The sequence below is a fragment of the Clavibacter sp. GW821-FHT01D01 genome (assembly GCF_059422605.1).
Map to the genome: position 1 here is coordinate 636,230 of NZ_JBWKXC010000001.1, position 15,449 is coordinate 651,678.

Consider the following 15,449-nt stretch of genomic DNA (forward strand, 5'->3'; position numbering starts at 1 on the left):
CCGCGGCCGGGGAGGGTTCGGGCCCATCACGCGGGCTGGGCGGCGATGCGCTCCTTGGCGACGTCGATCGCGAGCGCCGAGCTCTCGAGCTGGTCGCTCGGCAGGCCCTCGCGCGTGCGCAGCGTGTAGGCGTCCTCGAAGTCGCTGAGCGCGTGGCGGTAGTCGCCGCGGTCGAAGTGCACCTTGCCGCGGTGCTGCAGGGCGAACGCCTCCAGCGCGAACCACTCGTGCGCGCGGGCCTCGTCGACGCAGCCGCCGAGGTCCTGCAGGGCGATGTCGAGCTTGCCCTGGTACTGCTGCACCTGCGCGCGACGGATGCGGCACGCGAGCAGCGTCTCCCGGTCGCCGGTGAAGCGCGCCTGACGCACGGCCGCGTTCGCCATGTCCCACGCCTCGTCGAGGCGGCCGAGCATGCGCAGCAGCGCGACCTTCTCGGTGATGGCGGAGAGGCTGCGGAGGTTCTCGAGCTCGTCCAGCCGATCGCCGGCAGCCCGCAGGTCCACCTTCTCCCGGAGGGTGTCCCTGTCGTAGCCGATGATGATCGCGGTGCCTGTCACGAGGAAGAGATTATCCCGCCTGGATCGGCATGAGCTCGACCCGGAGCAGCTTGTCGTCGCCCTCGCGCGGCGTCCCGCGCCCGTCGGTGTTGTTCGTGAGCATGCGCAGCGTGCCGTCCGGGGCGGCCTGCACGTCCCGGATCCGCCCGAACTCGCGGGTGTAGAACTCCGTCACGCGGTCGTCCGGGATGGGGTCGGTGGGCACGGCGCCCGGGCGGATCACCCAGAGGCGCTCGCCGCCGAGGCCCGCCATGAAGATGGTGTCGCCGGAGACGGCGATGCCGCTCGGGCTGGCGTCGTCGGTGGCCCACTGCCGGACCGGGTCGATGTACATGTCGTCCGCGGCGTCGTCCGTCGCGCCCTCCACGACCGGCCAACCGTAGTTCCCGCCGGGCTCGATGAGGTTCAGCTCGTCCCAGGTGTCCTGCCCGAACTCCGCCGACCACATGTTGCCCTCGGCGTCCCACGCGATGCCCTGCGGGTTCCGGTGGCCCATCGAGTAGACGGGCGATCCCGGCGTGGGGTTGTCCTCGGGGCCCTGACCGTCGGGGGTGAGGCGGAGGATCTTGCCCGCCAGCGAGATCGGGTCCTGCGCGGCGTCGCGGAGGTTCGCGTCGCCCGTGGTCGCGTAGAGCATCCCGTCCGGCCCGAACGCGATGCGCCCGCCGTTGTGGTTGCTGTCGCGCGGGATGCCCGTCACGATCTCCTCGGGCGCGCCGAGCCCCAGCGACCCCGGGGCGCCGGTGACGTCCATGCGCACGATGCGGTTGTCCATGGCGCTCGTGAAGTACGCGTACAGCTGCGTGCGCCCGTCCGCCTCGCGCGTCGCGATGCCGAGCAGGCCGCCCTCGCCCTGCGGGCCCACCCCGGCCACGGTGCCCGCGACCCGGGTGGTGCCGTCGTCGAGCACCTCGACGATGCGCGAGGTGTCCCGCTCGCTGACGAGCAGGGGTCCGGCGGGCAGCTGGGCGACGGACCACGGCGAGACGAGGCCCGTCGTGACGGCGGTCGGCGTCCCCGAGGGCGCCACGCCCGCCGGCGCGGCGTCGGTGCTGGTGGGGGAGGGCGCGGGCGGCTCGGTCGCGCGGACGTCGACGGGGGAGCCGTCGTCGTTCGTGCAGCCCGTGAGCGCGACCAGGGCGGCGATCCCGAGCACGGCGAGGCGCGCGGGGCGGGTGCGGGAGCGGCGGTTCATGGTGACTCCGGTGGATCGGCGGGCGTCGGCGACCGGCGGGCCGGTCAGGGCCTCGTCTGGAAGATGCTGCGGGCGGGGGAGGGCGAGGGCACGGCGGTGGCGTCGGTGACGACGGAGGCGCCCGCGATGAAGTCGGCGAGCTCGCGGCCCTCGACGACCTTGGCGGGGTGGGGGCCGCCCGCCAGCAGCCGCGGCACGAAGTCCAGCGGGAGCGGCGTGGCGGACGCGGCGAGCACGACGTTGCCGAACCGGCGGCCCTTCAGCACCTGCGTCTCCGCGAGCGCGGCCACGTGCGGCAGCACGTCCTGGATGGTGGCGGCCTGCCCGCGGGCGAAGGCCAGGCCGTGGCCGTCGGCGACGTTGACCGTCAGGATGCCCCCGGGCGCGAGGAACGCCGCGGCCTCCGCGTGGAACTCGCGGCTCGTGATGTGGGCGGGCGTGCGCGCGCCGCTGAAGACGTCCACGACCACGAGGTCCACGGATCCGCGGAGCCCCTGCGGGAGGCGCCCCAGCACCTCGCGCGCGTCGCCGTAGCGCAGCCGGATGGAGGCGCGGCGCGACCACGGCAGGTGCTCCCGCACGAGGTCCACGAGGTCCTGCTCGAGCTCGATCACCTGCTGGCGCGATCCGGGCCGCGTCGCCTCGACGTACCGGGGGATGGTGAGCGCCCCGGCGCCGAGGTGGAGCGCGGTGATGGCCTCGCCGGGCTCCCCGACGAGGTCGATGACGTGCCCCATGCGCTGGACGTACTCGAAGAACAGCTCGCCCGGGTCGTCCATGTTGACGTGCGACTGCGGGGTGCCGTCGACCACGAGCTGGTACGCGCCCGGCACGAAGCGGTCGGGCTCGATGACGGCCCGGTGCCCGCTCAGGGCGAGGACGGTCGACGGGTGCTCGGGCATCTCCTCAGCCTAGGCGAGCCCCGCGCGCACGGCCCGGTCGCGGCAGGGTGCCCGGCGTCCCGTCACCAGCCGCGCTCGCGCCACCCGCCGAGGGAGCCGCGCTCAGCGCCGAGCGTGGTCGAGTCGCCGTGGCCGGGGTGGACGTGCGCCTCGTCGGGGAAGCGGGCGAAGAGGCGCTCCTCCACGTCGTCCATGAGTTGCCGGAAGCGCGCCGCGTCGCCGCCCGTGTTCCCGACCCCTCCCGGGAAGAGCGAGTCGCCCGTGAAGAGGTGCGTGCTCCCGTCGCCCGGCTGCAGCACCAGGGCCACGCCGCCCGGGGTGTGCCCGCGGAGCGCGACCACCTGCGCCGTCACGCCGCCGAAGGCCACCTCGTCGCCGTCGACGAGGCGCCGCTCGGGGTCGACGGGCAGGTCGCCCGCGTCGGCGTCGCCCACGGCCGCGACCGCGTCGGTCGCGTCGAGCACGGCCGCCAGCGCTCCGTGGTGGTCCAGGTGGCCATGCGTGGTGACGACGACGGCCAGCCGGCCGACGGGATCCGGCTCCGCCACGAGGGCGAGCAGCCGGTCGACGTCGGCCGCCGCGTCGACGAGCAGGCGCTCGCCGGAGTCGAGGTCGGTGAGCAGGTACGCGGCGTTGTCCATGGGGCCGACGGACGCCTTCCGGATCTCCACGTCGCCCGCCCGGTGCACGTGGGAGGGGCCGCCGGGGGTCACGTGCCAGGGAGCGCTCATGCTCCGACGCTACCCGCGGCGGGACGGTCCGGATCCGGGCAACCGGACGTTATACACCGAGACACGCCGAGGATGCAAGATTCCGCTGGACATGGCGCGTCGCGACCCGTATGGTGATCCTTTGCGCTCCCACTCCCTTTGCCTTCATATTGCGGTCGGTCATTCGTGTGCGCTCGGGTCCGTCCCGAGCCCATCCCGCGAGGTGTGGCGAGCAACTTCCATCAGGATCGGCACGGGTGACAACCCGGGTCGGTCTCGGCGTATCGACGACATCGGAGCCCGACGGGGCCCACGGAGGTAATTTCCTTGGCTGCTGCGCGCAACGCAACTCCCACTCCCCAGAACGGTCGCGACGCATCGCGGCTCTCGTTCGCGAAGATCACTGACACCCTCACCGTCCCCGACCTGCTCGCCCTGCAGACCGAGAGCTTCGACTGGCTCGTCGGCTCGGACGTGTGGAAGCGGCGCGTCGAGGAGGGCACCGCACAGGGCCGCACCGACCTGGCCCTCAACTCCGGCCTCGAGGAGATCTTCGAGGAGATCTCCCCCATCGAGGACCTGGGCGAGACCATGCAGCTCGGGTTCACGAACCCGTACCTCGAGGAGCAGAAGTACTCCATCGACGAGTGCAAGGAGCGCGGCAAGACCTACTCCGCCCCCCTGTACGTCGAGGCCGAGTTCATGAACCACCTCACGGGCGAGATCAAGACCCAGACGGTGTTCATGGGCGACTTCCCCCTCATGACGGAGAAGGGCACGTTCATCATCAACGGCACCGAGCGTGTCGTCGTGTCCCAGCTCGTCCGCTCCCCGGGCGTGTACTTCGAGCGCCAGCAGGAGAAGACGTCCGACAAGGACATCTACTCCGCCCGCGTCATCCCCTCCCGTGGCGCCTGGCTCGAGTTCGAGATCGACAAGCGCGACCAGGTCGGCGTCCGCATCGACCGCAAGCGCAAGCAGTCGGTCACGGTCTTCCTGAAGGCCCTCGGGCTCACCAGCGAGCAGATCCTCGAGGAGTTCAAGGGCGTCGCGTCCATCGAGCTCACGCTCGAGAAGGACTCCATCCTCACCAAGGAGGAGGCCCTCAAGGACATCTACCGCAAGCTCCGTCCGGGCGAGCAGGTCGCCGCCGAGGCCGCCCGCGCGCTGCTGGACAACTTCTACTTCAACCCGAAGCGCTACGACCTGGCCAAGGTGGGTCGCTACAAGATCAACCGCAAGCTCGGCATCGACAAGCAGCTCACCGACTCGGTGCTGACGGTCGAGGACATCCTCGCGACCATCAAGTACCTCGTCTCGCTGCACGCCAACGAGACGAAGATGGGCGGCACGCGCGACGGCAAGCCCGTCGAGCTCCGCCTCGACGTGGACGACATCGACCACTTCGGCAACCGCCGCATCCGCGCGGTCGGCGAGCTCATCCAGAACCAGGTGCGCACCGGCCTGTCCCGCATGGAGCGCGTCGTCCGCGAGCGCATGACCACGCAGGACATCGAGGCCATCACGCCCCAGACCCTGATCAACGTGCGCCCGGTCGTCGCCGCGATCAAGGAGTTCTTCGGCACGAGCCAGCTGTCGCAGTTCATGGACCAGAACAACCCGCTCGCGGGCCTCACCCACAAGCGCCGCCTCTCGGCGCTCGGCCCGGGTGGTCTGTCCCGTGAGCGCGCCGGCGTCGAGGTCCGCGACGTCCACCCGTCGCACTACGGCCGCATGTGCCCCATCGAGACCCCGGAAGGCCCGAACATCGGCCTGATCGGCTCGCTGGCGTCGTTCGCCCGCATCAACTCCTTCGGCTTCATCGAGACCCCGTACCGTCGCGTCGTCGACGGCGTGGTCACCGACCAGATCGACTACCTCACGGCCAGCGAGGAGGACGAGTTCCTCGTCGCCCAGGCCAACGCGCCCCTCACGAAGGACTTCCGCTTCGCGGAGGACCGCGTCCTCGTCCGCCCCAAGGGCGGTGAGGTGGAGCTCGTCGCGAAGGAGAACGTCCACTACATGGACGTCTCCCCGCGCCAGATGGTGTCGGTCGCGACCTCGCTCATCCCCTTCCTCGAGCACGACGACGCGAACCGGGCCCTCATGGGCGCGAACATGCAGCGTCAGGCCGTCCCGCTGCTGCGCAGCGAGAGCCCGCTCGTCGGCACCGGCATGGAGGGCTACGCGGCGGTCGACGCCGGCGACGTCCTCACGGCCGACGCCTCGGGCGTCGTGCAGGAGGTGTCGGCCGAGGTCGTCACCATCCAGCTCGACGAGGGCGGCACGCAGACCTACTACCTGCGCAAGTTCGACCGCTCGAACCAGGGCACGAGCTACAACCACCGCGTCCTGGTCTCGGCCGGCGACCGCATCGAGGCCGGCGAGGTCATCGCCGACGGCCCCGCCACGGAGAACGGCGAGCTCGCGCTCGGCAAGAACCTGCTCGTCGCGTTCATGCCGTGGGAGGGCCACAACTTCGAGGACGCGATCATCCTGAGCCAGAACCTGGTCAAGGACGACACCCTCTCCTCCATCCACATCGAGGAGTACGAGGTCGACGCGCGCGACACCAAGCTCGGCAAGGAGGAGATCACCCGCGACCTCCCCAACGTCAGCCCGGAGCTGCTCGCCGACCTCGACGAGCGCGGCATCATCCGCATCGGCGCCGAGGTCCGCCCCGGCGACATCCTCGTGGGCAAGGTCACGCCGAAGGGCGAGACCGAGCTCAGCGCCGAGGAGCGCCTGCTGCGCGCGATCTTCAACGAGAAGAGCCGCGAGGTCCGCGACACGTCCCTGAAGGTGCCCCACGGCGAGCAGGGCACGATCATCGGCGTCAAGGTCTTCGACTCGCAGGACGGCGACGACGAGCTCGGCTCGGGCGTCAACCAGCGCGTCGTGGTGTTCATCGCCCAGAAGCGCAAGATCACCGAGGGCGACAAGCTCGCCGGCCGTCACGGCAACAAGGGCGTCATCTCCAAGATCCTGCCGGTCGAGGACATGCCGTTCCTCGCCGACGGGACCCCGGTCGACGTCATCCTCAACCCGCTCGGAATCCCCGGCCGCATGAACTTCGGCCAGGTCCTGGAGACCCACCTCGGGTGGATCGCCAAGCAGGGCTGGGAGGTCGAGGGCAAGCCCAAGTGGGCCGAGCGCCTTCCGGACCACGCCCGCCAGGCCGCGCCCGGCACGAAGGTCGCCACCCCGGTGTTCGACGGAGCGCTCGAGGAGGAGATCGCCGGCCTGCTCGACTCGACGACGGTCACCCGCGACGGCGACCGCCTCATCGGGTCCAGCGGCAAGACGCGCCTGTTCGACGGCCGCTCCGGCGAGCCGTTCCCCGAGCCCGTCTCGGTCGGCTACATGTACATCCTGAAGCTGCACCACCTGGTGGACGACAAGATCCACGCGCGCTCGACGGGTCCCTACTCGATGATCACGCAGCAGCCCCTGGGCGGTAAGGCCCAGTTCGGCGGCCAGCGGTTCGGCGAGATGGAGGTGTGGGCGCTCGAGGCGTACGGAGCGGCCTATGCGCTCCAGGAGCTCCTCACCATCAAGTCGGACGACATCCTCGGCCGCGTGAAGGTGTACGAGGCCATCGTCAAGGGCGAGAACATCCAGGAACCGGGTATCCCCGAGTCCTTCAAGGTCCTGATCAAGGAGATGCAGTCCCTCTGCCTGAACGTCGAGGTCCTCTCGGCGGACGGCCAGGCGGTCAGCCTGCGCGACACGGATGACGAGGTCTTCCGCGCTGCGGAGGAGCTCGGCATCAACATCTCCACCCGCTTCGAGTCGTCCAGCATCGACGACATCTAAGCCCGCTCAAGACTTTCGACTCGAAGCTTTCCAAGGAGAGAAGGAAAATTGCTCGACGTAACAACTTTCGATGAGCTGCGGATCGGCCTCGCGACGGCCGACGACATCCGCCGCTGGTCGCACGGTGAGGTCAAGAAGCCCGAGACCATCAACTACCGCACGCTGAAGCCCGAGAAGGACGGCCTCTTCGGAGAGCAGATCTTCGGACCCAGCCGCGACTGGGAGTGCTCCTGCGGCAAGTACAAGCGGGTGCGCTTCAAGGGCATCGTCTGCGAGCGCTGCGGCGTCGAGGTCACCAAGTCCGCGGTCCGCCGCGAGCGCATGGGCCACATCGAGCTCGCCGCGCCCGTCACGCACATCTGGTACTTCAAGGGCGTGCCCTCGCGCCTCGGCTACCTGCTCGACATGGCGCCGAAGGACCTCGAGAAGGTCATCTACTTCGCCGCCTACATGGTGATCAGCGTGGACGAGGACGCCCGTCACGAGGACATGCCGGGCCTCGAGAACGAGCTCCGGCTCGAGATCAAGACCCTGCAGGACCAGCGCGACTCCCAGATCGCCGAGCGCCTCGGGCGCCTGGAGACCGACCTGGCCGCGCTGGAGGCCGAGGGCGCCAAGAGCGACCAGAAGCGTCGCGCGAAGGACGGCGCCGAGAAGGAGATGGGTCAGACGCGCAAGGCGTTCGACGAGGACATCTCCCGCCTCGAGCGCGTCTGGGAGGAGTTCCGCAGCCTCAAGGTCGGCGAGCTCAAGCCCGAGGACGCCGTCTTCCACGAGCTGCAGGACCGCTTCGGCATCTACTTCGAGGCCCACATGGGCGCCGAGGCGATCCAGAAGCGCCTGGAGGCCTTCGACCTCGAGGCCGAGGGGGAGCTGCTCCGTGAGCAGATCGCCACCGGCAAGGGCCAGAAGAAGATCCGCGCCATCAAGCGCCTGCGCGTCGTCAGCTCCTTCCTCGCGACCGGCAACTCGCCGGCCGCGATGGTGCTGCAGGTCGTCCCGGTCATCCCGCCGGAGCTGCGCCCCATGGTGCAGCTCGACGGCGGCCGCTTCGCGACCAGCGACCTGAACGACCTGTACCGCCGCGTCATCAACCGCAACAACCGCCTCCGTCGCCTGCTCGACCTCGGTGCCCCCGAGATCATCGTCAACAACGAGAAGCGCATGCTGCAGGAGGCCGTCGACGCGCTGTTCGACAACGGCCGCCGCGGTCGTCCCGTCACGGGCACCGGCAACCGCGCGCTCAAGTCCCTCAGCGACATGCTGAAGGGCAAGCAGGGCCGGTTCCGCCAGAACCTGCTCGGCAAGCGCGTGGACTACTCGGGCCGCTCGGTCATCATCGTCGGACCGCAGCTCAAGCTGCACCAGTGCGGTCTGCCCAAGCAGATGGCGCTCGAGCTGTTCAAGCCGTTCGTCATCAAGCGCCTGATCGACCTGAGCCACGCCCAGAACATCAAGGCCGCCAAGCGCATGGTCGAGCGCAGCCGCGGACAGGTCTGGGACGTGCTCGAGGAGATCATCCGCGAGCGCCCCGTGCTGCTCAACCGCGCGCCCACGCTCCACCGCCTGGGCATCCAGGCGTTCGAGCCCCAGCTCGTGGAGGGCAAGGCCATCCAGCTGCACCCGCTCGTCTGCGCCGCGTTCAACGCGGACTTCGACGGCGACCAGATGGCCGTCCACCTGCCCCTGTCGGTCGAGGCCCAGGCCGAGGCGCGCATCCTGATGCTCGCCTCGAACAACATCCTCAAGCCGTCGGACGGACGCCCGGTCACCCTGCCCACGCAGGACATGATCATCGGCCTGCACCACCTGACCACCCTCAAGGAGGGCGTCGCCGGTGAGGGTCGCGCGTTCAGCTCGGTGGCCGAGGCCATCCTGGCGAAGGACCAGCTCTCGCTGGACCTCAACGCCAAGGTGCGCATCCGCCTGCACGACCTCTACTTCGCCGAGGGCGAGACGCCCGAGGGCGTCGAGCTCGACGAGAAGGGCAAGACGGTCGGTCCCGTGCTGCTCGAGACCACCCTCGGTCGCGCGCTGTTCAACGAGACCCTGCCGGTCGACTACCCCTACATCGAGGCCGTCGCCGACAAGGGCAAGCTCTCCGAGATCGTCAACGACCTCGCCGAGCGCTACCCCAAGGTGGAGGTCGCCGCGGCGCTCGACCGGATCAAGGACGCGGGCTTCTACTGGGCCACGCGCTCCGGCGTCACGGTCGCCCTCTCCGACGTGCTGACCCCGCCCACCAAGGCGGCCATCCTGTCGGGCTACGAGAAGCAGGCCGCGAAGGTCCAGGGCCAGTTCGAGAAGGGCCTCACGACGAACGCCGAGCGTCGTCAGGAGCTCATCGAGATCTGGAACAAGGCCACCGCCGAGGTCGCGAAGGCGATGGAGGACAACCTCCCCGCCGACAACAACATCAACCGCATGGTGTCCTCCGGGGCACGAGGCAACTGGATGCAGGTCCGCCAGATCGCCGGCATGCGCGGCCTCGTGTCGAACCCGAAGGGCGAGATCATCCCCCGCCCGATCGTCCACTCGTACCGCGAGGGCCTGACGGTGGCGGAGTACTTCATCTCCACCCACGGCGCCCGCAAGGGACTGGCCGACACCGCGCTGCGCACCGCCGACTCCGGGTACCTCACCCGTCGTCTGGTGGACGTGTCGCAGGACGTCATCATCCGCGAGGACGACTGCGGCACCGGCCGCGGCCTCGACCTGCCCATCGCCACGCAGGCGGCGGACGGCACGTCGGTCCGCGACTCCAACGTGGAGAACTCCGTGTACGCCCGCTCGCTGGCCGCCGACGCGGTCAACGAGGCCGGCGAGGTCGTCGCCCCCGCGGGCAGCGACGTCGGCGACGTCATGATCGACCACCTGATCGCTGCCGGCGTGCACGAGATCAAGGTGCGCTCGGTCCTGACCTGCGAGTCCGCCGTCGGCGTGTGCGCGGCCTGCTACGGCCGCTCGCTCGCCACCGGCAAGCTCGTCGACATCGGCGAGGCCGTCGGCATCATCGCGGCCCAGTCGATCGGCGAGCCCGGCACGCAGCTCACGATGCGCACCTTCCACACCGGTGGCGTGGCATCGGCGGACGACATCACGCAGGGTCTCCCCCGCGTGCAGGAGCTCTTCGAGGCGCGCACCCCCAAGGGCGCGTCGCCCATCGCGGAGGCCGCCGGCCGCATCACGATCGAGGACACGGATCGCAGCCGCAAGGTGATCCTGACCCCGGACAACGGCGACGAGCCGCACATCTACCCGGTGCTCAAGCGGGCCACCCTCCTCGTGGAGGACGGCCAGCACGTCGAGCTCGGGCAGCAGCTGCACGTCGGCGCCATCGACCCCAAGGAGGTCCTCCGGGTCAAGGGCGTGCGCGAGGTGCAGAAGCACCTCGTGGGCGGCGTCCAGGGCGTCTACCGCTCGCAGGGCGTCCCGATCCACGACAAGCACATCGAGGTCATCGTGCGGCAGATGCTGCGCAAGGTCACGGTCGTCGAGCACGGCGACACGGACCTCCTCCCCGGTGAGCTGGTCGACCGGGCCCGCTACAACGAGGTCAACCGCGCCACGCTGACGGAGGGCAAGAAGACCGCCTCCGCCCGCCAGGAGGTCATGGGCATCACCAAGGCCTCGCTCGCGACCGAGTCGTGGCTGTCGGCCGCGTCCTTCCAGGAGACGACCCGCGTGCTCACGCAGGCCGCCATGGAGGGCAAGTCCGACCCGCTGATGGGCCTCAAGGAGAACGTCATCATCGGCAAGCTGATCCCGGCCGGGACGGGGCTCGCGAAGTACCGCGACGTCACCGTCACCGCGACGGAGGAGGCCAAGGCCGAGCGCTACCCGAACCGCATCTTCACGGATGAGTCGGTGTTCAACGAGTCCGACCTGAGCTTCGTCGACTTCGACAGCTTCAGCTCGGACGACTACACGCCCGGCACCTACAACTAGGTCGACCGGCGCGCGAGCGCACGATGAGAAGGGCCCCGCTCCGGCGGGGCCCTTCCTCGTCCCCGGCGCGTGCGCCCCGCGGATGCCGCTCCGGCTCCTCGCCGCCGCGTGCTCCCGATCCGGGGGCGGTGCGGCGATACAGTGGGGATCCCGACGGCGGTCCTCGCCGGGACCCGAGGAGGCGTCGACGTGCGGATGCTGGAGGACGTGGTCCTGGCCTGGCGGGCGCACGCGCTGCGCTACGCCACGGAGTCGCCGTCCTCCCCGGGCAGCGGCTCGGGATCGTGCCCCGCCTGCGACGCCTCGTTCTTCACGGACCAGGAGGCCATCCCCCGGGATGCGCCCCACACGGCCATCCACCCGCTCATCGCCGCGCTCGAGACGGCGCGCGAGGAGGCCGGGCTCGACGCGCGGGAGCGCCTCTATCGCGAGACGCGCGGCCCCGTGTACCGGGACCACCCGTTCGGCATGCCCGCCTTCGTGGACTACGGGGAGCGCGGCGAGGAGATCCAGCACGTCGTGGACCAGGCCCTCGCGCGCGAGCTGGCGCCGCTGGCCCCCGTCATCCGGCAGGCCCTCGACCGCTTCGTGAACCTCCGGCTCCTCGAGCTCGAGGGCGAGATCGGGCCGATGGCCGACGGCCGCGACGGCACGGGTCCCGAGCCCCTCTTCTAGCCGCGTCGCGCGCGGCCGCCCGCGTCGTCGCCGTCATCCGGCGACATGGGAATACCGGTCCCCGGCGGGCGTTGAGACCATGGCGGTCGGCGATCCCGGACGGATCCCGCACCGACGCATCCCGCACCCCCACAGCACCGCACGAGGCGATCCCGCGCACGAGGATCCGCCGTGACCGCAAGGACCCCCATGAGCCGCCTGTCCCGCATCCGCCCCTCCCTCGCCCTCACGGGCCTCGTCGCCGTCGCGGCCCTCGGCCTCGCGGGCTGCGCCTCGGGCGACGCGGGCACCGCCGGGTCCACCGACGGCGCGTCGGCCTCGCCGGCCGCCGCGACGAGCCTCTCCGACGTCCAGGCCGCGGGCGAGCTCGTCATCGGCACCGAGGGCACCTACTCGCCGTTCTCCTTCCACGAGGGATCGGGCTCGGGCGCCCTCACCGGCTACGACGTCGACATCGCCACCGCCGTCGCGGGCGAGCTCGGCGTCGAGCCCGTCTTCGAGGAGACCCAGTTCGACGGGATCTTCGCCGGCCTCGAGGCGGGCCGCTGGGACGTCATCGCGAACCAGATCTCCATCACGGACGAGCGCGAGGCCGTCTACGACTTCTCCGAGCCGTACACCGTGTCGCCCGGCGTGATCATCGTCAAGGGCGCGGACTCGGGCATCTCCTCGTTCGACGACCTCGCCGGCAAGACCACGGCCCAGTCGCTCACCAGCAACTGGAACGAGCTCGCCACCGAGAGCGGCGCCCGCGTGGAGGCCGTCGAGGGCTTCGCGCAGGCCGTGACGCTCCTGCAGCAGGGCCGCGTGGACGCGACCATCAACGACCGCCTCACGCTCCTCGACTACCAGAAGCAGCAGGGCGACTCCGACCTGCGGGTCGCGGCCGAGACCGACGACCCGTCGCTCAACGCGTTCGTCTTCCGCAAGGGCAGCGACGACCTCGTGGCCGCGGTCGACCAGGCCCTCGCCGATCTCCGCGCCGACGGCACGCTGGCCGAGATCTCCGACCGGTACTTCGGCGCGGACGTCTCGCAGTAGTCCTCCGCGTACGCTGACGTAGAGCCGGACGAGGGGATCGCATGTCGAGGGAGTGGGACCTGTTCTGGTCGTCCATCGGGCCGCTCGCGCTCGAGACGATCCGCGGCACCATCCCGCTCGCCCTCGTCACCTTCGCGCTCGGCCTCGCCCTCGCCCTCGGCCTCGCGCTCATGCGGCTGTACGGCAACCGCCTGGTCTCGGGCATCGCGCGGGCCTACATCTCGGTGGTGCGCGGCACCCCGCTCCTGGTGCAGCTGTTCGTGATCTTCTACGGGCTGCCGTCCATCGGGATCGTGCTGCCGCCGTGGCCGAGCGCCGTCATCGCCCTGTCGGTGAACGTGGGCGGGTACGCGGCCGAGATCATCCGGGCGTCGATCCTCTCCGTCCCGCGCGGGCAGTGGGAGGCGGGGCACACCATCGGCATGTCGCGGGCGATGACGCTCCGGCGCATCATCGTCCCGCAGGCGGCGCGCGTCTCCGTCCCGCCGCTGTCCAACACGTTCATCAGCCTGGTGAAGGACACCTCCCTCGCCTCGGTGATCCTCGTGACGGAGCTCTTCAAGCAGGCGCAGCTCATCGCGTCGTCGACCTTCGAGTACATGCTCCTGTACCTGGAGGCGGCGCTGATCTACTGGCTCGTCTGCCTCGTGCTCTCCTTCGCGCAGACCCGCCTCGAGAGGAGGCTCGACCGGTATGTCGCCCACTGATCCCGCACCCGTCGCCCCGCGCACGCCCGGCGAGCCCGTCCTCACCGTCCGGGGACTCCGGAAGTCGTTCGGCGACAACGAGGTCCTCCGCTCCATCGACCTGGAGGTCCGACGCGGCGGCGTGACCGCGCTCATCGGCCCCAGCGGGTCCGGCAAGACCACCGTCCTGCGGTCCCTCAACGGGCTCGAGGTGCCGGAGGCCGGCGTCGTGGAGGTCGCCGCGGCCGACGCCGACTCGCGGGCGGGCACCACCGGGGCGCTCCGCGTCGACTTCGGCGCGAAGCCGCGCTCCCGGGAGCTGCTGGCCCTGCGCGACCGCAGCGCCATGGTCTTCCAGCAGTACAACCTGTTCCCGCACCGCACGGTGCTGGAGAACGTGATCGAGGGCCCCGTGCAGGTGCAGCGGCGGCCCGTGGCCGAGGCGACCCGCGAGGCCGAGGAGCTCCTCGCCCGCGTGGGCCTCGCCGACAAGCGCGACCAGCACCCGTTCCAGCTCTCGGGCGGGCAGCAGCAGCGCGTGGGCATCGTGCGCGCGCTGGCGCTGCGGCCGCAGGTCCTGCTCTTCGACGAGCCGACCTCGGCCCTGGACCCGGAGCTCGTGGGCGAGGTGCTGAGCGTCATCAAGGAGCTCGCCGACGAGGCGTGGACCATGGTGATCGTCACGCACGAGCTGGCCTTCGCCCGCCAGGTGGCCGACGAGGTCGTCTTCATGGACGGCGGCGTCGTCGTGGAGCGCGGCCATCCCTCCCAGGTGCTGCAGCACCCGGCCGAGGAGCGCACCCGCCGGTTCCTCCAGCGGCTCCTCGAGCCCTTCTAGCCGCTCACCGGCACGGCGCCCCGGCGGCGGAGGCCCCCGGAGGTAGGTTCGTGCCATGACCGACGACAGGCCCGCCCCGCACCGACAGCCCGACGAGGCCGACCAGCCGCGGGACCCCCGCACCCCGGACGAGCGCGCCGCCGCCGCCTTCGACGACGGCCCCGCGGACCGGTCCGACGCGGACACGTCCGCCTTCGACGAGACCGCGTTCGCCGCTCCCGTCGACGACGACCGCGACGCCCGCGAGCGCGAGGCCCGCGAGGCGGATGTCCGCGAGCGCGAGGCCCGCGAGCGCGACGCCCGCGACGCCGAGGCGCGTGAGGTGGAGGCCCGTGAGGCGGGGACGCGGGAGCGCGACGCCCGCGAGGCGGAGGCCCGTGAGGCCGACGCGCGCCGCCGCGACGTCGAGGACCGGGAGCGCCGCGAGCGCGAGGCCCGCGAGGCCGACGCCCGCGAGCGCGACGAGCGCGACCGCCGTGCCCGCGACGAGGAGGGTGCCCGTCAGTCGTCGTCGCAGCCCATCTACGTGCAGGCGCCCACGCCGCCGCAGAAGCGCGGCAACCGCGGGTTCGGCGTGCTGATCGCCGTCGTCGCCGCCATCCTCTTCGCCCTGCTCTACTCGCTGGGCACCGCCCTCCTCGCCTCGGTCCGGAACCCGGACGCGTTCGGCGACGTGTTCGGCCGGTACCTGCTGTCGCCGGTCTTCTACGTGCCGACCCTCGCCTTCCTCGTCTTCTTCGTCCTGCTCGCGCTCCTGGTGAACCGCGGCAGGTGGTGGGCGTTCGTGCTCGGCGGCCTGCCCGTCGCGATCCTCGTGTACGCGGCGTACATCGGCACGCGCCTGCTGCAGGGCGGCGTCATGGACCTCGCCCCGTCGGAGCAGGCGCTGCTCCTCCAGCGCACGGTGACGTTCCCCGACGGGATCCTGGCCGCCTTCCTCGCCCGCGAGCTCGTCACATGGCTCGGCGCCGGCATCAGCGCCCGCGGCCGCCGGGTCAAGGCGAGGAACGTCGAGGCGCGGGCCGAGTACGACCGCAAGCTGGCAGAGCAGCCGGACCACCGCTGACGCGTGTCAGGCTGG

General features: G+C 71.0%; 11 protein-coding genes. 7 read left to right on the forward strand and 4 right to left on the reverse strand.

Features of this window, described 5'->3' with window-relative positions; all coding sequences use genetic code 11:
- Positions 1–26: 26 nt before the first annotated feature.
- The 4 genes from AC07VC_RS03245 to AC07VC_RS03260 all read right to left on the reverse strand — a co-directional run bounded on the left by AC07VC_RS03245 (position 27) and on the right by AC07VC_RS03260 (position 3,385).
- Positions 27–557, reverse strand: a complete 531-nt coding sequence (locus AC07VC_RS03245; protein WP_104289920.1) for a hypothetical protein — start codon at positions 555–557, stop codon at positions 27–29.
- Positions 558–567: 10 nt separating this feature from the next.
- Entirely contained in the window at positions 568–1,752 is a 1,185-nt protein-coding gene (locus tag AC07VC_RS03250) for a PQQ-dependent sugar dehydrogenase (RefSeq protein ID WP_494674441.1), read from the reverse strand.
- Between the two features lie 44 nt (positions 1,753–1,796).
- Complete coding sequence (locus tag AC07VC_RS03255; RefSeq protein ID WP_317229712.1) at positions 1,797–2,654, reverse strand: spermidine synthase; 858 nt, start codon at positions 2,652–2,654, stop codon at positions 1,797–1,799.
- A 62-nt stretch (positions 2,655–2,716) separates the two neighbouring features.
- The gene (locus AC07VC_RS03260) at positions 2,717–3,385 is read right to left on the reverse strand and encodes an MBL fold metallo-hydrolase (RefSeq protein ID WP_494674440.1); all 669 of its coding nucleotides are present in this window, start codon (positions 3,383–3,385) and stop codon (positions 2,717–2,719) included.
- 306 nt (positions 3,386–3,691) lie between these two features.
- Here AC07VC_RS03260 and rpoB point away from each other — a divergent pair, with 306 nt between their 5' ends.
- The 7 genes from rpoB (at position 3,692) to AC07VC_RS03295 (ending at position 15,434) form a co-directional block, all read left to right on the forward strand.
- Entirely contained in the window at positions 3,692–7,180 is a 3,489-nt protein-coding gene (rpoB, locus tag AC07VC_RS03265) for a DNA-directed RNA polymerase subunit beta (RefSeq protein ID WP_104289923.1), read from the forward strand.
- Between the two features lie 48 nt (positions 7,181–7,228).
- Positions 7,229–11,128, forward strand: coding sequence for a DNA-directed RNA polymerase subunit beta' (locus AC07VC_RS03270; RefSeq protein ID WP_094116596.1), 3,900 nt, complete (start codon positions 7,229–7,231; stop codon positions 11,126–11,128).
- A gap of 195 nt (positions 11,129–11,323) precedes the next feature.
- Positions 11,324–11,803, forward strand: a complete 480-nt coding sequence (locus AC07VC_RS03275) for a hypothetical protein (RefSeq protein ID WP_494676527.1) — start codon at positions 11,324–11,326, stop codon at positions 11,801–11,803.
- A gap of 189 nt (positions 11,804–11,992) precedes the next feature.
- Positions 11,993–12,844, forward strand: a complete 852-nt coding sequence (locus AC07VC_RS03280; protein ID WP_317229714.1) for an amino acid ABC transporter substrate-binding protein — start codon at positions 11,993–11,995, stop codon at positions 12,842–12,844.
- Between the two features lie 41 nt (positions 12,845–12,885).
- Positions 12,886–13,551: an amino acid ABC transporter permease gene (locus tag AC07VC_RS03285; RefSeq protein WP_317229710.1), complete on the forward strand. Its 666-nt coding sequence runs from the start codon at positions 12,886–12,888 to the stop codon at positions 13,549–13,551.
- Complete coding sequence (locus AC07VC_RS03290; protein WP_317229709.1) at positions 13,538–14,368, forward strand: amino acid ABC transporter ATP-binding protein; 831 nt, start codon at positions 13,538–13,540, stop codon at positions 14,366–14,368. The genes AC07VC_RS03285 and AC07VC_RS03290 overlap by 14 nt, the downstream gene beginning before the upstream one ends.
- 55 nt (positions 14,369–14,423) lie before the next feature.
- Positions 14,424–15,434, forward strand: coding sequence for a DMT family transporter (locus AC07VC_RS03295; protein WP_494674439.1), 1,011 nt, complete (start codon positions 14,424–14,426; stop codon positions 15,432–15,434).
- Positions 15,435–15,449 lie beyond the last annotated feature (15 nt).

Excerpts from the sequence above, each read along its gene's own strand:
- AC07VC_RS03260 (WP_494674440.1), bottom strand. The coding sequence starts at position 3,385 with ATGAGCGCTCCCTGGCACGTGACCCCCGGCGGCCCCTCCCACGTGCAC.
- AC07VC_RS03255 (WP_317229712.1), bottom strand. The coding sequence starts at position 2,654 with ATGCCCGAGCACCCGTCGACCGTCCTCGCCCTGAGCGGGCACCGGGCC.
- AC07VC_RS03285 (WP_317229710.1), top strand. The coding sequence starts at position 12,886 with ATGTCGAGGGAGTGGGACCTGTTCTGGTCGTCCATCGGGCCGCTCGCG.
- AC07VC_RS03295 (WP_494674439.1), top strand. The coding sequence starts at position 14,424 with ATGACCGACGACAGGCCCGCCCCGCACCGACAGCCCGACGAGGCCGAC.
- AC07VC_RS03275 (WP_494676527.1), top strand. The coding sequence starts at position 11,324 with ATGCTGGAGGACGTGGTCCTGGCCTGGCGGGCGCACGCGCTGCGCTAC.
- AC07VC_RS03250 (WP_494674441.1), bottom strand. The coding sequence starts at position 1,752 with ATGAACCGCCGCTCCCGCACCCGCCCCGCGCGCCTCGCCGTGCTCGGG.
- AC07VC_RS03290 (WP_317229709.1), top strand. The coding sequence starts at position 13,538 with ATGTCGCCCACTGATCCCGCACCCGTCGCCCCGCGCACGCCCGGCGAG.
- AC07VC_RS03280 (WP_317229714.1), top strand. The coding sequence starts at position 11,993 with ATGAGCCGCCTGTCCCGCATCCGCCCCTCCCTCGCCCTCACGGGCCTC.